This is a genomic window from Streptosporangium sp. H16, from assembly GCF_051918855.1.
GTDB lineage: Bacteria > Actinomycetota > Actinomycetes > Streptosporangiales > Streptosporangiaceae > Streptosporangium.
The window spans coordinates 41,694-61,019 of the sequence record NZ_JBPXMD010000005.1; the positions used below are offsets into that span (position 1 = coordinate 41,694).

The window sequence follows — 19,326 nt, forward strand, 5'->3', positions numbered from 1 at the left end:
CCGGCTGTACCGGCCACAGAGGTCGAGTACAGCTAGACCAGTTAAACCAGCTGGACCGGCGCCTCCGCCCGGCGGCGTCCCCGGTAGCCGCTGTGGACCAGGATGTCGCCCGGTTCGGTGAGTGGCGCGGCGGAGCGGGCCGTGACGGCCGGGCCGGCCGGATCGCCCTGACCTGCCCGGGTCGCCGGGACGGGAACGGCCGCCCTCGGGTCGGTGGCCGGGCGGGCAGGCGCGGCGAAGCGGGCGGGCGCGGCGGGACAGGCAGGGCGGGCGGGACGCGCGGGGACGACCGGGATGGCGGTGGTGGCCACGGGGTCGGCCCTGCGGTGGCGGCGACCGCGCGGCGGGGAGTCCTGGACCAAGGTCGACGACTCCGCCACGGCATGCTCGTGCAGGCGACGTCTGCCCCGGTAGGGGGCGCGGGGACGGTCGTCGCGACGGTCCGGCACGCGGGGCTCCTCGACGTGGGCGACGGAGGTCGTGACCGAGGGGAACCCGGTGCTCGCGGCCGGGGCGAACGTGCTCTCGGGAGCGAGTTCCCGGGGGGTGACGGACCCCCGGGCCGGGGCGGGCGTGTCCGTGGCGGCGCGGGAGCCGGGCCTGGGAGGTGCGGCGAACAGGTTCTCGGCCTCGGGGGAGGAGGAGAGACTCTCCACGAGGTCGCGGGCCGGGGCCGGTGCGTACGAGAGGTCGCGGGCGGGGGCGTTCCTGGGCATGCGGCGGCGGCCGGGGGCGCGGCGGCGGCCCGGGGTCCTGCGGGCCGAGGCCGGGGTTCTGCGGGCCGAGGGGGAGAGGGAGAGAGCCGAGGCGGGTGCGAGGAGCCGTACCCGCGACTGCCGGGCCTTGCCGTGCGCGAGGATCGCGACCGCGGCGAGCAGCACCGGCGCGAGTACGGCGGGGGTGTCGAACCCCGGGGCGGGCGTGGCGAGGTCGCGGACGGTGGCGGTGGGCGTGACGGCGAGCGCGCTGGTGTCGGCGGTGGAGGCCTTGGCGTGCTTGCCCGGCGAGGTGCGGCCGGCGGAGGCCGGTGCCTGGGTCCTGACCGGCGCCTTCGCGGTCGTCCGATCGCTCTGCGGGGCGCTCGCGGCGGGGTTCTTCCCGGACGCGGTCCTGCCGTCGTTCCCCGAGGCGGCCCTGGCGTCCCCGCCGTCCTTCCCGGTTCTGCCGGTCGTCGTCCCGGCGGCGTGCCCGGGGGCGGCCTTGGGCCTGCCCGGACCCGTGCCCGGCCCGGTGGGCGTGCGGGTCTCCCGCGCGGGTACGGGGGCAGGGAGCATGGCGAGCAGGCCGGGTCCTGGGCCGATCACCACCGTGTTGTCCCCGGCCGCGTCGGCGGGCCTGACGAGCGTCTGCTTCTCGGTCGCCTCCCGGTCCAGCCGGGCCTTGATCTTCTCCGGATACCCGTAGCCGACGACCTTGCCGGTGTCGCGCTCCTTGCGCTTGGCGATCCCGCCGTCGATGTTGCCCTCGATCGTGTGGATCCTGCCCCCCTCGACCCCGGTGACGATCCCGACGTGGTCGATGTGGTCGATCCTGTTCGAGCCGCTCCAGTCGAAGAAGACGATGGCCCCCGGCTTGGGGACGGTGCCCCAGGCGTCCTGCTGCCGGAACCACTGGGCGTGGTGGACGGTATAGGCGAACTGGCCGACCCACTCCTGGTAGCCGAGCTTCTCCGCCGCCCACGACAGGTACATGTCACACCAGGGGGCGGCGGTGTAGTCGGCGTCGAACTCGACGTTCTTGCCGTACCAGTCACCGAACTTGGTGTAGCCGCCACTCTTCTCGGAGTATCCGAGCTGGCTCTCCAGCAGCTCGATGAACTTGCGCATCTCAGGTGTCATTGAGGATTTCGGGGGACCCCCGGCGGCCGTGCGGGCATGGTCGCTCCGCCTCGCGACCTGGCCACCGGGAGACGAGGTTGAGCGACGGCGCGTTCACGCGAGCCCACGGGGGGTGTGGAGGGACGCGTGTGGCGGCACCACTGGCCAGTTGTCTTCCGTGCCGAGGGAGGTTACCCGGCCCCAAGGACAGGTCACGACATGCTAAAGGGCGCGTCAAGGAGCTCGGCGTCACACATGCGGATAAAAGACGATGTCAGGGGGCCTCCGGATGATCTCCGATGGTAAACCGTCCGGGAAAAAGATCTACTGGGTCGCCGCGACCGGGGCCGGGACCGCCGTATCCGCCCCGTTCGATCTTGCCGATCGTTCTTTGCGCCAGCGCCTGGTTTCTTTACCTTTTCGGCGAAATGGGTAGACATATGGGTATTTATCCCGCTATGCGCGTATGGGTGCTGAGAGATGCTGGTCACACCAGGAAAGGCTCAACAGCAACCAGTGAAGGTCAAAAGGTACGAGCCATGTGTCAACACCAGCCGCGCTGCCCACTCGCAAGCGCACCCGATCACGAAGCCGCGTCTCTCGTGGCCTTCCACCCCGAGCAGGGGTGGGGCCTGCTCTGCAACGGCGTGGTGGTCTTCGACGACACCGGAGCGCTCCTGCCTGACGGTCGCAGCACTCCCGTCCACGGCATGCCTCTGCACCGCGTCTCCTTGGGGCAGGCGGCATGATCTCGTCGCGCGTGCCCGCCGGATCGGGACCGAACACGCCACGCGGGCGGACTGCTCCGTGGCGGCCTGAGGTCTCCGGCGGCGGACGCGCGTGCGAACCGCGCCCGACCGAGGTAACCGCCGACCACGTAGGTGAACGCTCATGAACGCTCTGCTCGGAGCGCCGTACGGCCAGGAGACGTCGTGCTCCTTCGCGCCCGAGTCGGCATCCGTGCCCCAGGCACGCCATCTGACCCGCGCCTGCCTGGCGGACTGGGGACTGCACGAGCACACTACGGTCGCCGAGCTGCTCGTCAGCGAGCTGGTCACCAACGCGCTGCGCCACTCGCGGGGAACCATCGGATTCGCCCTCTCCTTCCAGGACGGCCTGCTGCGCTGCGAGGTCGAGGACGCGGACCCGGACTGCCTCCTGCCCCGCGTGCGCCGGGCACGCGACGACGAGGAGCGGGGACGAGGGCTGCAGCTGCTCGAACTCCTGTCCTGCTGCTGGGGCAGTGCCCGTACGACCGACGGCAAGGCCGTCTGGTTCGAGCTCATCGCGAACGCCCCCGAGGCCTGACCGCGAGGTCGATCGACGCGCCGCCTCCGCGCCGGCCGTACACGCCGAGAGCCGACCGCGCGAGATCGGCCGCACGCGCCGCCCCGGAGAGCCACCCGGAGATCTGCCCGGAGGCCCCGGCTGAGAAGCCCCGCCCGCGCCGTTCCGGGCGTACAAGACCGCACGACCCCGGCCACGGGCCGCAGGACCACCGCCCCGGGCCCCCGCCACCCGGTTCCACGAGGGCCGGGCGCACAGACCACCTCCGAAGGCAGGAGCCGAGTCCCCCAACCCGGTTCCAGCCGGACGCCGGAGCCGACGGGATCATCGCACTCGTCGGCTCCGGCGTCCTAGCTTTCCCGTCGTCTCCGTCTTGCCCGTCAGCCGTCGGGCGTGCGGTTCCCGTTCGCGTTCCGGATGCGCTCGCCGGTCCAGACGGCGATCTGGGCCCGCGAGTGGAAACCGAGCTTGGTCATGATGTGCTCGATGTGACCTTCCGCGGTGCGCTGGGCGATCGTCAGCGAGGCCGCGATCTCCTTGTTGCTCAGCCCCTGGGCGACGAGCTTGGCGATCTCCGTCTCCCTGCGGGTCAGCGGCGACGGCTCCTCGGCCTCGCCGGAGGGCTCGCCGCGGGGCGCCTCCTCTTCGAGAGCGAAGGCGAAGGCCTCGTCGCACCGCATCTTCGAGCCCTGCCTGACCAAGGTGTCGAAGGCCTGCTTTCCGAGAGCCTCGCGCGTGCGCTCATCGCACTCGTCGTGGTAGCGCCTCAGGTGCCCGTAACCGGACAGCGGCGCCCCGATCACCTGCCAGACCGTCTCCAGCACCCCCAGCAACCTGGCCGCTCGCCGGTGGTCGCCGTCCGCGGCGGCGATCCAGGCCAGCACCTCCACGTTGACGCCGACGCCAAGAAGATCGTTGAGTGAGCGGTTGAACCTCAGGCTCTCCTTCTCCAGCTCCGTGGCGCGCGGGGCGTCGCCCTGGCACCAGACCCCGACGCCGAGCGCCATCATCGCGTACGCCCGGTGCCAGCCCTCCCCGTGGGCGTCGCACAGCGCGATGCACTCCTCGCCGGCGGAGACGGCGCTCGGCCAGTCGCCCCGGAAGGAGTGGGCGAGGCAGAGCCGGACGAGCGCCAGCGCCTGGCCCGCCGGGTCGTCGTCGGCGCGGTGGCGCGTCACCGCCTCCTCGTACAGGCTGATCGCGAGATCGACGTCCCTACGGAACATGGCGATCATCCCCGAGTAGAGCGCGACGTAGGCCAGGACCGGCTCGTGCCCGGGACGCCGGCCGAGTTCCCTGGCCTCCTCCAGCATCGTCGCGGCGGAGACGATGTCGGCCTGGATGACGGCCAGCCAGCTGTTGGACCACAGCGCGCGGCCCCGGACCTCGTCGGAGCCGGTACCGGAGAGGAGGCTCAGGTCCAGCCAGTGGCGCCCCTCCCTGAGGTAGTGGCTCGTGATCCAGTGGTAGAGCAGGTCGGTGGCCATGCCCAGGGCCGTGGAGGTCTCCCCGGACTCGCCGAAGCAGTACTCCAGCGCGGTGCGCAGGTTGGCGTGGTCGAGGTTCAGCCTGCCCAGCCAGGACACCTGGCGCGGGCCGAACCGCTCCGCGTACGCCTGCGCCGCCAGCCGGCGATAGTGGTCGCGGTGCAGTCGCTGCAGGGCGCTCTCCTGCCCCGAGGCCACGAGCTTCTCCCGGCCGTACTGCCTGATCGTCTCCAGCAACCGGTAGCGGGTCGCGGTGGACGTCGCGGGAAGGTCCTCCCGGACCAGGATCGACTTGCCCACCAGCTCGATCACCAGGTCGACCACCTCCTCGCGGCCGATGCCGTTCCCCGAGCAGACCGCCTCGGCCGCGTCGAGGTCCAGGCCTTCGGTGAACACCGAGACGCGCTCCCACAGCAGCCGCTCCTTCTCGGTGCACAGGGCGTAGCTCCAGTCGATCAGCGCGCGCAGCGTCTGCTGGCGGGGCCGCGTCGCGGGTGAGCCGCCGGTCAGCAGCCGGAACCGGTTGTCCAGCCGGGCCAGCAGCTCCTCGGGGGAGAGGGCGCGCAGCCGCACGACCGCCAGCTCGATCGCGAGCGGGATGCCGTCCAGCCGGCGGCAGATCTCCTCCACCGCGGACCTGTTGGCCTCGGTGAGCGTGAAGTCCGGCAGGACGGCGGTGGCCCGTTCGGCGAACAGGCGTACCGCCTCCGACTGCGCCGGCGGCTCCGCGGACGGCCCGGGGCCGCCGGGGCCCGGCGGCGGTGGCAGCAGCAGGGTGGGGACGACCAGTGTCTGCTCGCCGGAGATGCCCAGTGCCTGCCGGCTGGTGGCGAGGATCCGCAGGGAGGGGGCCGCGCGGACGAGGGTTTCCGCCAGGACGGCGCAGGCTCGCAGGAGATGCTCGCAGTTGTCGAGGATCAGCAGCGCCCGCTTCTCCCGCAGGTGGTCGATGAGCACCTCCACGGGGGGCAGGTGGGAGACGTCCACGATCGCCAGGGCCTCGTTCACCGACGCGGCGAGCAGCTCCGGGTTCTCCAGCCCGGCGAGCTCGACCAGCCACACCCCGTCGGGAAACGCCCGCTGGACGTCGGCGGCGACGCGCAGGGCCAGCCGGGTCTTGCCGACCCCGCCGGGGCCGGTGAGGGTCACCACGCGTGCTCCGGACAGCAGGCGCTTGACCTCGGCCATCTCGTGCCGACGCCCCACGAAACTGGTCACCTCGGGGGGCAGATCCGTCGCCTGCCACCGCTTCGGGGGGACCGATGCCACCTCATCCATCAGTGCCTCACGCCGGCTTCGGCGAGCGGATCGCCGTATGTCCGGATCCAACCGGCACAATCCACACTATGTGCAGGCCGTTTCCCCGCGCGTTCCCGTGTCCCGGGTCCTGTGACCTGGGCGGGCACCGGCGGGGGCGCGGGCCGTGACCCGCCGCCCAGGACCGGGGGTCCCGGTGGCCGGGTGTGCCTCCGGCCGGCGGGTCCTGTCCGGTTCGGTGGCCGCCGCTCATCACGCCGGCGCGGGCACGATCACCTCACAGGAGGCCGTCCAGGAGGCCGCCCAGGTCGATGTCCACCAGGGCGGGCCCGTTCCCGGAAGGACTCTCCGAGTCCCGGGGTTCGCGCGGGCCCGTGTCCGTGCTCGTGTCCGGGGTCGTTCCCGTGTCCGGGCCTGTCTCCGTGCTCGTGTCCGGGGTCGTTTCCGGGTCCGGGTCCGGGCCCGGACCCGGGTTCGTGCCCGGGTCGGGGGCGCAGGGGGGCAGGTCGATCCGGACGCTCCGGGTGGGGAAGTCACCCATGGGATCGGTGTTGATCACCACCACCCGCGTGGCGTGCCCCCCGCACCGGGGCAGGGCGGCGAACTTCCCGGTCACCTCCCGCTCGTATTCCGTGTCGCCGGACAGCTCCAGCTCCCGCGTGCTGCTGGTCAGCGTCTCTCGCGTGTCCCCGATCGTCTGGGCGAACCCGAGCCGCACGGTCACCGGCGAGGTGCTGGGGGCCTTCACCCGGAAGCCGACCGTGGTGCCGTCGAAGGAGGTGATCGAGACCGTGGACGGCGCGCACGGCTCGCCGCGGACCCTCTCCGTGCGGCCGGCCGCCCCGCCCGGGGAACGGGGCACGGTGGAGACCGTGACCCGGCGGTAGAGGGTCTGCTCGCAGGCGGGGACGGTGAAGTCGTGCGGGACGGTGTGGGAGTAGGTCTTCAGTCCGCCGATCACGGAGGTGCGCGGGGCCGCCCGGACGAGCCGGCCGGGATCGGGCCCCTCGGCGAAGGTGACGGTCACCGCGACCTTCCCCGTGGTGGAGGCGCGGAAGCCGACCGTGGCCCCGAGCGAGTCGATTCCCACGACCCTCAGGCCGCTGACCGTGTGTACGGACCCCGGCGCCCCCGTCCCGGTGGGTTCCGGTACCGGTGGCCGGGTGGACGTGGGTACGGGCGTGGGCGGGCGGGTGGGGGCCGCGGTTCGCGAGCGCGTGGGCAACGGGGGCGGCGGCTGCGAGCCGGTCGGCGAGGGAGGCGAGGGAGGAGCGGGGGGCGGGGAGACCAGCGTCCGGGTGGGGACCGGTGACGGGGGCGAGGTGATCTGGCCGGGGTTCGCGCCGTTCGAGGAGGAGCCGGGCTTTCTGGCGGCGGCACTTCCCGAGGGGCGGCCCGGCCCGGCGGAGGGATCGGGAGGCGCCGACACCTGGCTCCGCCGCCGCTGCGCGGGGGTCTCCTCGATCATCGCGGAACCGGGCGGCGGGGTGAAGATCGTGTCGGCGGAGAGCCGGTCCTGCGGCCGGTTGGCCGCGATCACACCGGCGGTCATCGCGACGGTGATCACTCCCAGCCCGGCCAGGGTCCTGGGGCCCAGCCGGGGACGGCGCACCCGCCCCACCCGGCCGAGTACCGTCTGGGCCACCGAGGAGGCTGCCTTCGGTGCGGGCTTGGCCAGCGGGAACGCCAGTGCCAGCAGCGTGGCGAGCTCGGCCAGGTGCCGCCGCCCGCGCTGCTCCCACTCCGGCCCGTACGCCGCCAGCGCCGCCGCCTCCAGCTCCTCCAGGAACGCCCGCGCGCTCTGCGGCCGGTCCGCCGGGTTCTTGGCCATGCCCCGCGTGACCAGCCCGCGTACCGAGCTGGGCACCTCCTCCACCGGGATCGCCTCGTGCCGGTGGCGGTGCATCAGCACGAGGCGGTGGTCGGCCAGGTAGGGCCTGCGCCCGGTGAGGCACTCGAAGAACACGCACGTGGCCGCGTAGACGTCGGTCGCCGCGCTCGCCGGCGCCCCCTCCCACTGCTCGGGCGCCATGTAGGCCGGGGTGCCGGCGGTCATCCCGGCCTCCCCGACGTGGGCGGCGATGCCGAAGTCGGCCAGCTTGCTGCCGCCGTCGGCCTGGATCAGCACGTTCTCCGGCTTGTAGTCGCGGTGCACGACACCGGCGGCGTGCGCGAAGGCCAGGCCGAGCAGCGAGCCCTTGAGCACGGTCAGCGCCGCCTCCGGGCTCGTGCTGCCGTGCTCGGACAGGATCCGCCTGAGCGCGACCCCGTCGACCAGCTCCATCACGATCGCGGCTTCGAGCACGTCCTCGTAGTACTCGTAGAGCTGGACCACGTTCGGGTCCTGCAGCTCCACCATGACGCGGGCCTCCGCGCGGAAGCGCGCCAGGAAGCGGTGATCGTCCTTGAGGGTCGCGTTGAGGTATTTGATGGCTACGTAGGCGCCGGTGGGGGCGTAGGTGGCCAGCACCACGCGCCCGCCCCCGCCGGCGCCGAGTTCCCGAACCTCGCGGTATCCCGGAACCATCCCGTCCCCTTCCGAGTGCCGTCGACTTGTTCGACGGTCTCACCCCTACGGTTGGTTGTCACGATTGGTCAACTTTTGCGAATGGTGACGTTGGAATCGTGCTCGGTAGCCGACCGCGCCGGGTCAGCGGGCCGGGTGGGCGCGGGGGAGCGACTCGTAGACGGCCTCGGCCAGGCGGTAGGCGCGGAGGTTCCCCGAGGCGGCGCCCGCCATCCTGTTCATCGTGTACGCCATGCCCAGGCCGTGCTCGACGTCGCCGAGGCCCAGCGACCCGCCCATGCCGGTGTGGCCGAACGCGGTCTCCGCGCCTCTCGCGGGGGTGAGGAAGGTCAGCGCCGGGCGCATGTAGCCCAGGCCGAAGGAGCTGTCGAGGAACAGCACCCTGTCCGGCCCGTTCACCCTCCTGCGCGTCGCGCCGCGCAGGGTCTCCGGGCGCAGGATCCGCCCGGCCACCAGGTCGCGGTAGAAACCCGCCAGGCCCCGCGCGGTGGTGACGGCGCCCATCGCGGGCCAGCCCGCGCGCAGCACGACCGGGTGGTTGGCGCCGCCCCGCAGCCGGTGGATCGGAGGGTTGCCCAGGGCCCGGTTCAGCAGGCTGTCCTTGTCGAGGGAGGCCCTGGCCATCTCGTAGACCGGGTCTCCCGGCCCCTGCCCCGGCAGCTCCGGTGCCGCGGGTTCTGCGGGCGGGGCGGACGGCGAGGCGACGGGCGGATCGGCGGGGGGCGCGGGGCGATCCCCGGCGGACAGCCGGGCCGCCCGCGCCGCCACGTCGTCCGGGGCGCCGACCCAGAGCTCCAGGCCGAGGGGGCCGGAGATCTCGGCGGCCACGATCTCGCTCACGGACTTGCCCGACACCCTGCGGACCACCTCGCCGACCAGGAACCCGTACGTCAGCGCGTGGTAGCCGTGCGCGGTGCCCGGCTCCCAGATCGGCTCCTGCCCGGCCAGCCGGTCCGCGATGGCGGCCTGGTCCTCGAACTCCTCGACGGGGACCTGCTCCTCGATCACGGGCAGTCCCACCTGGTGGGTGAGGAGATGTTCGACGGTGACGCGCCCCTTGCCGCGCCGAGCGAACTCCGGCCAGACGTCCGCGACCGGGGCGGTGACGTCGAGCAGGCCGCGTTCGGCCAGCAGCTGCGCGACCGTCGCGGTCACCGCCTTGGTGCACGAGTACGCCAGCACGGGGGTGTCGCGCTCCCAGGTCCGCCCGCTGCGGCGGTCGGCGACCCCGCCCCACAGTTCCACGACCGGCTCGCCGTCCAGGAAGACCGCGAAGGCCGCGCCCAGCTCCTCACCGTCGGCGAAGTGCGCGTCGAACACCTCCCGTACCCGCGAGAAGCGTGGGTCGCAGTGCCCGTACGTCCCCACACGACCCTCGGTCCCGCCGTCTGCCGCCATCGCCCGTCCTCACCCGTCCCGGTGCTCTGGAGTGAGCACTTGCTTGGTGGCCGAGCCTAACAACCGGAGCCGTCCGCGCCCAGGAGACCAGAGGTTCTCCGCCCGCAGGTTCCATGGTGTGGCCGGGCATGGCGACGCGCGGCGCGACCTGGGAAACTCTCCTCACGCGCGATACGGGCGGGCCGTGCCCCGTCAGGTGGGAGCGTGGCAGAAAAGCCAGGTCCGGCAGTGACTAGAGTAGTTGTACTAACATCTGAAATTACTTCCCCGGGGGAGAAGCATGAGCCGTCCACAGCGGGGGACCCTTCGTGACGTGCGCAAGGGCAACCGGTCCGTGGTCCTGTGGACGCTGTACTTCGCCGACGAGCTGAGCAGGCACGATCTGGCCCAGCTGACCGGCCTCAGCGCCGCCACGGTCAGCAACGTGATCGGTGACCTCATCACGGACGGCATCGTGGTGGAGACCGGTTCCGTCGACTCCGACGGCGGGCGACCGCGGATCATGCTCAAGGTCGATCCCTCGTACGGATACGTGGTCGGGGTGGGCGTCGGGGAGACGCGCGTCCGGGTGGAGCTGTACGACCTGGCGATGGAGGAGCGGGCGAGGAAGGAGTTCGCCCTCGACCCCAGCCACCACGAACCGGCCGTGGTGGCCCGGCACATCCTCGACGGTCTCCAGGCGGTCCTGTCCGACGCCGGAGCCACGGAGTCCGAGGTGCTCGGTATGGGCCTCGGCGTTCCCGGCGTCGCCGAGCAGGGCTCCGACCTGCTCATCCACGCCCGCGCGTTCGGCTGGGACGGCGTACCCCTGGGCGCGCTCCTCCGCGAGGGCACCTCGCTCCCGATCTTCGCCGACAACGGCGTCAAGACGACGGGCCAGGCCGAGCTCTGGTTCGGTGCGGGCAAGGGCGCCCAGCACCTGGTCATGACCTTCATCGGCACGGGGGCCGGGGCGAGCATCATCAACGGCGGCGTCACCTACCGGGGAACGGCGAGCGGCGCGGGCGAGTGGGGCCACACGAAGATCGTCCTCGACGGGCGCCCCTGCCGCTGTGGCGGCCAGGGCTGCCTGGAGGCCTACATCGGCGCCGAGGCGATCCTGGCCGGCGCGGGAAGGGACCTGGGGGGTGACGACGAGGAGAGCGTCTTCGCCGAACTCCTCGCCGACCCGCTGGCGCGGCCCGCGCTCGACGAGGCCGTCCGCTGCCTGGGGGCCGGGCTGGCCAACCTGATCAACCTCTTCAACCCCGAGCGCATCATCCTCGGCGGCTGGGCCGGATCCCTCCTCGGGCGGAGGTTCCTTCCCGAGATCCGCGCCGCCGCCGCCCGGTACGCCCTGCCCCTGCCCTTCTCACAGGCGTCGATCGAGCTGGGCAGGCTCGGGGCCGAGGCGGTCGCCCTGGGCGCGGCCACCCTGGTCGTCGAGGACTTCCTGCTGCGCAGCCACGCGGTGCGCCCCGCGGGCCGCGTCACGCCCCCGACCCCGACCCCGACCCCGGAGCCGGCCGGGCACGCGCCCGTCTGACCTCGCAGGGCGAGGCGCCGCGACCGCCCTCACGGTGTCCCCGGGACTGTTGACGCCGCCTCCGTTCAGCACTTATTTTGCATTCTGTACTAAGCGTGATGATGAAGTAGGGGATGGCTGTGGGCAGGTTGTACATCGACGGGACGTTCCAGGACGCCGCCTCAGGAGGCGCCGCCCCCGTGCACGAGAAGGCGACCGGTGCGCAGATCGGCACGTACGCGCTGGGAGGTCCCGCCGACGTCGATCGGGCCGTCGCCGCCGCCCGTGCCGCGCAGCCCGCCTGGGCCGCCCTGTCGGCACCCGAGCGGGCCGGATACCTGCGGGGCCTCGCCGAGCACCTCCAGGGCCGCTACGAAGAGCTGGTCGAGCTGAGCATCCGTGAGACGGGCGGGGTGCGGGCCAAGGCCGAGGACGAGGTGAGCACGAGCATCCGCCAGCTCCTCATCTCGTCGGTCCAGGCGACCGAGAACGCCGGGGACATCCTGCCCCCGTACAAGGCGGGCAAGCTCTCGCTGTCGCGCGCGGTGCCGCTGGGCGTGATCGGCGTCATCACGCCGTGGAACTACCCGATGAACCTCGCCATGCGGATGGTCGCGCCCGGCCTGGCGTTCGGCAACACCGTCGTGCTCAAGCCCGCCGAGCTGACCCCGCTGGTCGGCGGCCACGTGCTGGCCGAGGCCGCCGAGGCCGTCGGGCTGCCCGCCGGGGTGTTCAACGTGGTCACCGGGGACGGTCCCGAGGCCGGCTGGGCACTGGCCGAGCACCGGGGGCTGGACCTGCTGGACTTCACCGGCTCCCGCGAGGTCGGCCTGCTCATCGCGGCCTCCGCGGCCACCGACCTGCGCGCGATCCGCCTGGAGCTGGGCGGCGACAACGCCTTCATCGTCCTGGAGGACGCCGACGTCGAGCTGGCCGCCTCCCACGCCATGATCGCCTCGCTGGAGTTCCAGGGGCAGACGTGCATCAGCTCCAGCCGGCACATCGTCGTCCGCGAGGTCGCCGACCGCTACCTGGAGGCCGTGACCAGGCGGGTCGAGGCACTGCGCCTGGGCGACCCGATGTCGCCGGACACCGACCTGGGCCCGCTGATCAGCGAGGGCCAGCGGACCCGGCTGCACGAGCGGATCGTCGCGCCCTCGATCGCCAAGGGCGCCCGGCTGGTCGCCGGCGGCACCTACGACGGGCTGTTCTACCGCCCCACCGTGCTGGCCGACGTGACCCCGGACATGCCCGCGTTCACCGAGGAGATCTTCGGGCCGGTCATCCCGGTGACGGTGGTCGACTCCGAGGACGAGGCCGTCGAGCTGGCCAACCGGCACCCGATGATGATGGACTCGGTGTTCACCGCCGACCTGATGCGCGGCATGGACGTGGCCGAGCGGCTGCGGGCGGGCGAGGTCCACGTCAACGACGCGCACGCCCGTCACGGGGCGGAGAACCAGATGCCGGGCTTCACCAGGCGCCAGTGGATCGGGGTCCAGCGCACCCCGCTCACCCTGCCCGGCTGGGCGAGCGACCCGGCCGGCCGCCGATGAGGAGGGCGCTGGTCGTCCGCGGCGGCTGGGAGGGACACGTCCCCGTCGAGGCGACCGAGCTGTTCGTCCCCGAGCTGGCCGCCGCGGGCTTCGAGGTGACCGTCGCCGACGACCTGGAGGTCTACGCCGACGGGCCGCTGCTGGCCGGGACCGACCTGATCGTGCAGTGCTGGACGGGCGGCGTCCTGACGCCGGAACAGGAGGCGGGACTGGTATCCGCGGTCCGCGCGGGCACCGGCTTCGCCGGCTGGCACGGCGGCGTGGTGGCGACCTTCGACGGCAGCCACGACTACCTGCGGATGGTCGGCGGGCTCTTCCTGCACCACCCCGCGGACTTCCTCACCTACGACGTCGTCATCGACCCCGCGCACGCCGGGCACCCGATCGTCGCCGGGCTGGACGACTTCACCGTCGAGACCGAGCAGTACTGGATGCTCACCGACGCCCACAACGAGGTCCTCGCCACCACGCGGTTCGTCTCCCCAAAGACCCCGATGCCCGTCGTCTGGACCCGCCGGTGGGGGAGGGGGAAGGTCTTCTTCTCCGCCGTCGGCCACCGGCTGGAGGACCTGCGGCACCCCACCGTGCACGAGCTCACCCGGCGTGGCCTGATCTGGGCCGGCCGGTGACCGCCGGTCCGCCGTCGGTGGTGCTGGCGATGTATCCGGGGTTGCCCGCCCGCCTGTTCCCCCCCGGCGTCGGCGACCGCCTCCGCGCGGTCGCCGAGGCCGACCTGGCGGTGCCGCTCACCGAGTTCGGGACCGACGAGGCGCAGGTGCGCCTGGAGCGGGCGGAGGTCCTGGTCACCGGCTGGGGCTGCCCGCTCATCGACGAGCCCGTGCTGCGGCGCGCGCCGCGCCTGCGGGCCGTCGTGCACGCGGCGGGGAGCGTCAAGGGCCACGTCGGCCAGGCCGTGTTCGCCCGGGGGATCCCGGTCAGCTCGGCCGCCTCGGCCAACGCGCTGCCGGTCGCCGAGTACACCGTGGCGATGATCCTGCTCACCGGCAAGTCCGTCCTCGCGCTCGCCCGCGAGTACCGGGCCAGGAGGGAGGACCTGCGCCTGTACCAGGGGCGGGACGACCACGGCGACTACGGGGACTACGGCAACTACGGCAGGACGGTCGGCCTGGTCGGGGCCTCCAGGATCGGCAGAAGGGTCGCGGAACTGCTCGCCCCCTTCGACCTGGACGTGCTGATCGCCGATCCGTACCTGGACGCCCGGGGCGCGCGGGCGCTCGGTGCCCGCCTGGTCGGGGTCGACGAGCTGTTCGCCGCCGCCGACATCGTCTCCCTGCACGCCCCGGCCACCGACGACACGATCGGGATGGTCGGCGCGGCCCGCCTGGCCGCGATGCGCGACGGCGCGACGCTCATCAACACCGCCAGGGGCTCCCTGGTGGACCAGGGGGCGCTCGTCGCCGAGCTGGCCACTGGCAGGCTGTCGGCGGTGCTCGACGTGACCGAGCCCGAGGTCGTCCCCGCCGACTCGGTGCTGTGGGACCTGCCCAACGTCATCCTCACCCCGCACGTCGCCGGGGCGCTGGGCAACGAGCTGGCCAGGCTGGGGGCGTGCGCGGTGGACGAGGTGCTCCTGGCGCTGGCGGGCCGGCCGCTGCGCCACCCGGTGGACCCTGAGCTGCTGGCGATCACCGCGTGACGCGTGGAGGGGCCACCTCCCGGCGGTGGCCGCCGTGTCCTGCCGTACGACGTGACGGAAACGGGCCTGCCTCGAAGACGTGAGGTCGTACGACGGGAGGTCGTACGGCGTCACGGACACGGATCGCGGCTTCACGAGGTGGCGAAAACGGATGCTCCCCCGTCCCTTTCCGAGGGCGGGGGAGCATCCGTGTCAGGTGACGTCCGGGACTCCCGGGTCAGATCCCGTTCCTGCCGATGACCCCGCTGTACCACAGGGCGCTGTCCTTGGGGATGCGCGTCTGGGTGTCGTAGTCGACGTGGACCAGCCCGAACCGCTTGTCGTAGCCGTAGGCCCACTCGAAGTTGTCCATCAGCGACCAGGCCAGGTAGCCGCGCAGGTCGGCTCCCTCCTGGATCGCCTGGTGGGCGGCGAGCAGGTGGGTGCGCAGGTAGTCGACGCGCTCGGCGTCGGCCACCCTGCCGTCCTCGGCGGAGTCGGGGTAGGCGGCGCCGTTCTCGGTGATCATCAGCGGGGTGGACGGGTAGTCCCGCGCCAGCCGCACCAGGAGCCTGCGCAGGCCGTCCGCCTCGACGGGCCAGCCCATGGCGGTCACCGGCAGGCCGGGGTCGGGGTGCTCGACGCCCTCGGTGCCGGGGAAGCGGTCGGAGGAGGGCGTGCCGACCTTCGCCGCGACGTGGGTCGGCGCGTAGTAGTTGACCCCCAGGAAGTCGATCGGGGCGCCGATGAGCTCCTCGTCGCCGTCGAGGATGTGGTCCAGGCCGGTGAAGCGGGCCGTGTGCTCCAGCATGTCGGCCGGGTAGCGCCCGTACACGATCGGGTCGAGGAAGATCCGGTTGTGCAGGCCGTCGACGAGCCTGGCCGCCGCGACGTCGTGCCGGTCCTGCGGGTCGCGGGGGGACACCGGGGTGAGGTTGACCGTGACCGAGACCTCCCCGGCGCCCGCCGCGCGCAGGGCACGGGCCGCCAGGCCGTGGCCGAGCAGCAGGTGGTGCGCCGCGAGGAAGGCCGAGGCCGGCTCGGCGCGGCCGGGAGCCTGGTCGCGGGTGCCGTACCCGAGGAAGGCCGAGCACCACGGCTCGTTGAGGGTGGTCCAGGTCCTGATCCGGTCTCCGAGCCGGTCGTACACCGCCTCCGCGTACCCGGCGAAGTGGTGGGCGGTGTCCCGTACGGTCCACCCGCCCCCGTCCTCCAGGGTCTGCGGCAGGTCCCAGTGGTACAGCGTGGCCATGGGGTCGATCCCGGCGGCCAGCAGGGTGTCCACCAGCCGGTCGTAGAAGTCGAGGCCGCGGGGGTTCACCGGTCCGGTGCCGTCGGGCTTGATCCGGGGCCAGGAGATGGAGAAGCGGTAGGTGTTGACGCCGAGGTCCCTCATGAGGGCCACGTCCTCGGCGTAGCGGTGGTAGTGGTCGCAGGCGACGTCGCCGGTCTGTCCGAGGTGCACCCGGCCGGGGGTCCTGGAGAAGGTGTCCCAGATGGAGGGGGTACGGCCGTCCTCCGCGGTGGCGCCCTCGATCTGGTAGGCGGCGGTGGCGACCCCCCAGCGGAAAGCGGGCGGGAACAGGGCCAGGCCGGTGCCGGTCCGGTCGTCGGTCTGGGTCATCCCTTGATCGCTCCTTGCGTGGTTACGCGGATGTGTCGCCTGACGAGCAGCGCCGGGACGACGATCGGTGGCCGGGCGCCGGGCAGCGCCCAGCTGGTGCCCAACCGGTGCCCCGCCGATGCTCTCTGCGCATCGAGTCACCCTCCCGCGCTTTGTGAGCGCTCACGGGGAGTGGCGACTGCTCAACTTCGAGGCTTAATTCATATTGAAATTTAAGAGGCAAAGCTTCATCTGCGTCAAGATGGTGTTATCGAGTCGTTTCCCAGGTTACGGACAGTGCCGATCAGTGCCGGAGGGACGTTGGAACCTCCGGCCGCCGCCCGCCACCTGGAGCGAAAGCCGTCGCCCGGGTCCGATAGCTTTCCGTGGGTGACTGTCCTTCTGCCCGGTGTGGCGCTCACCGACCACGTGTTCACCGTCCCCCTCGACCACGCCGACCCCGGCGGCGAGACGATCGAGGTCTTCGCCCGTGAGGCGGTGGACCCGGCGCGGCAGGGGGAGGACCTGCCGTGGCTGCTCTTCCTGCAGGGCGGTCCCGGGGGCAAGTCACCGCGCCCGGCCGCCGCCGACGGGTGGCTGGGGCACGCCTTGAAGACCCACCGGGTCCTCCTGCTCGACCAGCGGGGGACCGGCCGCAGCACCCCCATCACCGCGAAGACCGCGCGCGGCACGGACGCCGAGCTCGCCGCCCGCCTCGGGCACTTCCGGGCCGACTCGATCGTGGCCGACGCCGAGCTGATCCGGCGCGAGCTCTGCGGCGACCGGCCGTGGGAGACCCTCGGCCAGAGCTACGGCGGTTTCATCACGTTGACCTACCTCTCCCGGGCTCCCGAGGGCCTGGCGGCCTGTTACGTGACCGGGGGCCTGTCCGGGCTCGACGCCACCGCCGACGACGTCTACTCCCGCACCTACCCGCGCGTCCGCGACAAGGTGAACCGCTACTTCGCCCGCTACCCGCACGACTCGGGCCGTCTGGACGCGATAGCCGACCACCTGCGCCTTCACGAGGTCCTCCTCCCGGACGGCGACGTGCTGACCGTGCGCCGCCTGCAGACCCTCGGCATGTGCCTGGGCATGAGCGACGGGGCCGAGTACCTGCACTGGGTGCTGGAGGAGGCCTGGACCGGCGACAGGCTCTCCGACCTGTTCCTGTACGAGGTCATGATGGCCACCGGCTTCGTCGGCAACCCGCTCTACGCGGTCCTGCACGAGTCGATCTACGCCCAGGGTGCCGCCACCGGCTGGGCCGCGCACCGGCTGCTGCCCGAGGAGTTCGAGGAGGACGCGGCGACGACGCTGCCCACCGGGGAGATGATCTACCCGTGGATGTTCGACGAGATCGCCGCGCTCCGCCCCTTCAAGGGTGCCGCGGAGATCCTCGCCGCGGCGACGGGCTGGCCCGCCCTCTACGATCCCGCCCGGCTGGCCGCCAACCGGGTCCCGGTGGCCGCCGCCGTCTACTACGACGACATGTACGTCGACGAGGGCCTGTCCATGCGCACCGCACGGGCGGTGGGCAACCTGCGGACCTGGGTGACCAACGAGTGGCAGCACGACGGTGTCCGCGTCTCCGGGGGCGCCGTCCTCGCCCGCCTGATGGACATCTCCCGCGGCGTCCACGGCTCCTGAACGTGCCCGGCTTCTTGGACGTGCGCGGCTTCCTGGACGTTCACGGCTCCTGGACGTGCGCGGCTCCCGCGACGACCGGGCCTCCGGACGTCCACGGCACCCGGACGGCGGGGACGGCGGGGACGGCGGGGACATCGCGGCACCTCCCGCCGCCGGGCGGGAGGTGCAGGCCGGGCGGTCTCAGGTGGAGTCGGCCGTCTCGGTGAGGGGGAGACGCACCTGGAAGCGGGTGTCGCCGGGCTCCGACTCCACGCGCAGGTCGCCTCCGTGGCGGCCGGCGACGATGCGGAAGGAGATGTCCAGGCCGAGGCCCGTGCCCTCGCCGACCGACTTCGTGGTGAAGAACGGTTCGAAGATCCGCTCACGCAGGGCCTCGGGGACACCGGGGCCGGTGTCGCAGATCTCGATCAGTGCGACCGTGTCGTGCTCCAGCCGGGTGCGGACGGTCAGGACGCCGGTTCCGGCCATCGCGTCCAGCGCGTTGTGGATCAGGTTGGTCCACACCTGGTTGAGCTCCCCGGCGTAGGCGGGGATGGGCGGCAGCTCGGGGTCGTAGTCGGTGGCGATGGTGATCCCCGGCGGGATCTTGCCGCGGAACATGGTGAGGGTACTGTCCAGTAGCTCCCGCACGTCCACCGTCTGGTACGGCGCCCGGTCCATCTGGGAGTACTGCTTGGCGGAGGCGATCAGGGAGGAGATCCGCTCGGTCGCGTCGGTCACCTCGTGCAGCATCTGGGTGATCTCGATGGCCTCCGACAGCCAGTGCATCGCCCCGTCCAGGTAGCGCTCGCCCAGCGCCTCGCGGACCTTGTCCAGCTTGCCGGCCTTGAACCCGGCGGCCACCAGCGGCGGAGCGATCTCCCAGGCGTCCGCCACCCCCGCCTCCTCCAGGGCGTCGGCCAGCTCGTCCTCGGCGTCGGAGATCTGCAGCGGGGAGCGGGAGGGCGCCTCCGAGGTGCTGGTGACGCACATCTCGTGCAGGTCGATCAGCGCGCGCAGCCGCTCGGGCTCGATGCCGTCCTCGGCCAGCGCGGCCAGCCGCCCGCGCGAGGTCCTCATCCTCTCCCGCAGGTCGTCCACGGCCCGTACGGCCGCCGCCGCCGGGTTGTTGAGCTCGTGGGTGAGCCCGGCGGTGATCGTGCCGAGCGCGGTCAGCCGCTGCCGCCGGTCGATGAACTCCCGCTGGGCCATCCCGCCCAGGCGGGCACCGTCCAGAAGGTGCACCGCCATCGGGAACCACTCGGCCATGATCATGCCGTACTTCCTGGCCGGAAGCATGAACATGCGCGTCGGCTTGGTGGCGCGCAGCGTGTGGCCGTAGGTGGCCGGGGCACGGTCGCCCAGGTAGGCCAGGACCGCGCCGCCGTAGACGCCGGGTTGCGAGGTCGGGGTCATCGTGACCGGCCCGGCGGTGGTCTCGGTGATCATCACCACCTCGCCGTCGATGAGCACGGCGAAGCAGTCGGCCGGATCACCCTGCTTGATGATCGCCTCGCCCGCGTCGTACTCCGCCTCGTCCCCGTACCTCGCGAGCCACCGGAGCTTGTCCTCGTCGAGTTTCTCGAAGAGGAACAGCCCGCGGAGCACGTCAATGTCGATCATTT

The 19,326-nt window shown here is 72.4% G+C and carries 13 protein-coding genes; 7 read left to right on the plus strand and 6 right to left on the minus strand.

Features of this window, described 5'->3' with window-relative positions; translation table 11 throughout:
* Window positions 1-41 precede the first annotated feature (41 nt).
* Entirely contained in the window at window positions 42-1,826 is a 1,785-nt protein-coding gene (locus ACTOQ2_RS10180; protein ID WP_440099404.1) for a CHAP domain-containing protein, read from the minus strand.
* A 530-nt stretch (window positions 1,827-2,356) separates the two neighbouring features.
* Here ACTOQ2_RS10180 and ACTOQ2_RS10185 point away from each other — a divergent pair.
* The gene (locus ACTOQ2_RS10185) at window positions 2,357-2,566 is read left to right on the plus strand and encodes a DUF5999 family protein (RefSeq protein WP_389912735.1); all 210 of its coding nucleotides are present in this window, start codon (window positions 2,357-2,359) and stop codon (window positions 2,564-2,566) included.
* Window positions 2,567-2,708: 142 nt separating this feature from the next.
* Complete coding sequence (locus tag ACTOQ2_RS10190) at window positions 2,709-3,125, plus strand: ATP-binding protein (RefSeq protein WP_440099405.1); 417 nt, start codon at window positions 2,709-2,711, stop codon at window positions 3,123-3,125.
* Between the two features lie 359 nt (window positions 3,126-3,484).
* Here the strand turns inward: ACTOQ2_RS10190 and ACTOQ2_RS10195 are convergent, their stop codons facing one another.
* The 3 genes from ACTOQ2_RS10195 to ACTOQ2_RS10205 form a co-directional block, all read right to left on the minus strand.
* A complete protein-coding gene (locus tag ACTOQ2_RS10195) occupies window positions 3,485-5,869 on the minus strand; it encodes an ATP-binding protein (protein ID WP_440099406.1) in 2,385 nt (794 codons plus the stop codon).
* Window positions 5,870-6,125: 256 nt separating this feature from the next.
* On the minus strand, window positions 6,126-8,375 hold the full coding sequence (locus ACTOQ2_RS10200) for a protein kinase domain-containing protein (protein WP_440099407.1): 2,250 nt from the start codon (window positions 8,373-8,375) through the stop codon (window positions 6,126-6,128).
* A gap of 123 nt (window positions 8,376-8,498) precedes the next feature.
* Window positions 8,499-9,773, minus strand: coding sequence for a serine hydrolase domain-containing protein (locus ACTOQ2_RS10205; protein WP_440099408.1), 1,275 nt, complete (start codon window positions 9,771-9,773; stop codon window positions 8,499-8,501).
* A 280-nt stretch (window positions 9,774-10,053) separates the two neighbouring features.
* Here ACTOQ2_RS10205 and ACTOQ2_RS10210 point away from each other — a divergent pair, with 280 nt between their 5' ends.
* The 4 genes from ACTOQ2_RS10210 (at window position 10,054) to ACTOQ2_RS10225 (ending at window position 14,490) form a co-directional block, all read left to right on the plus strand.
* Complete coding sequence (locus ACTOQ2_RS10210; protein ID WP_440099409.1) at window positions 10,054-11,298, plus strand: ROK family transcriptional regulator; 1,245 nt, start codon at window positions 10,054-10,056, stop codon at window positions 11,296-11,298.
* A gap of 119 nt (window positions 11,299-11,417) precedes the next feature.
* Window positions 11,418-12,833, plus strand: coding sequence for an aldehyde dehydrogenase family protein (locus ACTOQ2_RS10215; protein ID WP_440099410.1), 1,416 nt, complete (start codon window positions 11,418-11,420; stop codon window positions 12,831-12,833).
* Complete coding sequence (locus ACTOQ2_RS10220) at window positions 12,830-13,462, plus strand: ThuA domain-containing protein (protein WP_440099411.1); 633 nt, start codon at window positions 12,830-12,832, stop codon at window positions 13,460-13,462. The genes ACTOQ2_RS10215 and ACTOQ2_RS10220 overlap by 4 nt, the downstream gene beginning before the upstream one ends.
* Window positions 13,459-14,490: a hydroxyacid dehydrogenase gene (locus ACTOQ2_RS10225; protein ID WP_440099412.1), complete on the plus strand. Its 1,032-nt coding sequence runs from the start codon at window positions 13,459-13,461 to the stop codon at window positions 14,488-14,490. The genes ACTOQ2_RS10220 and ACTOQ2_RS10225 overlap by 4 nt, the downstream gene beginning before the upstream one ends.
* A 217-nt stretch (window positions 14,491-14,707) precedes the next feature.
* Here ACTOQ2_RS10225 and ACTOQ2_RS10230 read toward each other — a convergent pair whose 3' ends face one another.
* On the minus strand, window positions 14,708-16,093 hold the full coding sequence (locus ACTOQ2_RS10230; RefSeq protein ID WP_440099413.1) for a GH1 family beta-glucosidase: 1,386 nt from the start codon (window positions 16,091-16,093) through the stop codon (window positions 14,708-14,710).
* 369 nt (window positions 16,094-16,462) lie between these two features.
* Between ACTOQ2_RS10230 and ACTOQ2_RS10235 the strand changes: the two genes are divergently transcribed.
* Window positions 16,463-17,722 (plus strand): alpha/beta fold hydrolase, encoded by a 1,260-nt coding sequence (locus ACTOQ2_RS10235; protein ID WP_440082942.1) that lies wholly within the window; start codon window positions 16,463-16,465, stop codon window positions 17,720-17,722.
* 180 nt (window positions 17,723-17,902) lie between these two features.
* Here the strand turns inward: ACTOQ2_RS10235 and ACTOQ2_RS10240 are convergent, their stop codons facing one another.
* On the minus strand, window positions 17,903-19,324 hold the full coding sequence (locus ACTOQ2_RS10240; RefSeq protein ID WP_440099414.1) for an ATP-binding protein: 1,422 nt from the start codon (window positions 19,322-19,324) through the stop codon (window positions 17,903-17,905).
* Between the last annotated feature and the right edge of the window lie 2 nt (window positions 19,325-19,326).

Excerpts from the sequence above, each read along its gene's own strand:
- ACTOQ2_RS10220 (WP_440099411.1), top strand. The coding sequence starts at position 12,830 with ATGAGGAGGGCGCTGGTCGTCCGCGGCGGCTGGGAGGGACACGTCCCC.
- ACTOQ2_RS10180 (WP_440099404.1), bottom strand. The coding sequence starts at position 1,826 with ATGCGCAAGTTCATCGAGCTGCTGGAGAGCCAGCTCGGATACTCCGAG.
- ACTOQ2_RS10205 (WP_440099408.1), bottom strand. The coding sequence starts at position 9,773 with ATGGCGGCAGACGGCGGGACCGAGGGTCGTGTGGGGACGTACGGGCAC.
- ACTOQ2_RS10210 (WP_440099409.1), top strand. The coding sequence starts at position 10,054 with ATGAGCCGTCCACAGCGGGGGACCCTTCGTGACGTGCGCAAGGGCAAC.
- ACTOQ2_RS10200 (WP_440099407.1), bottom strand. The coding sequence starts at position 8,375 with ATGGTTCCGGGATACCGCGAGGTTCGGGAACTCGGCGCCGGCGGGGGC.
- ACTOQ2_RS10190 (WP_440099405.1), top strand. The coding sequence starts at position 2,709 with ATGAACGCTCTGCTCGGAGCGCCGTACGGCCAGGAGACGTCGTGCTCC.
- ACTOQ2_RS10195 (WP_440099406.1), bottom strand. The coding sequence starts at position 5,869 with ATGGATGAGGTGGCATCGGTCCCCCCGAAGCGGTGGCAGGCGACGGAT.
- ACTOQ2_RS10230 (WP_440099413.1), bottom strand. The coding sequence starts at position 16,093 with ATGACCCAGACCGACGACCGGACCGGCACCGGCCTGGCCCTGTTCCCG.
- ACTOQ2_RS10240 (WP_440099414.1), bottom strand. The coding sequence starts at position 19,324 with ATGATCGACATTGACGTGCTCCGCGGGCTGTTCCTCTTCGAGAAACTC.
- ACTOQ2_RS10185 (WP_389912735.1), top strand. The coding sequence starts at position 2,357 with ATGTGTCAACACCAGCCGCGCTGCCCACTCGCAAGCGCACCCGATCAC.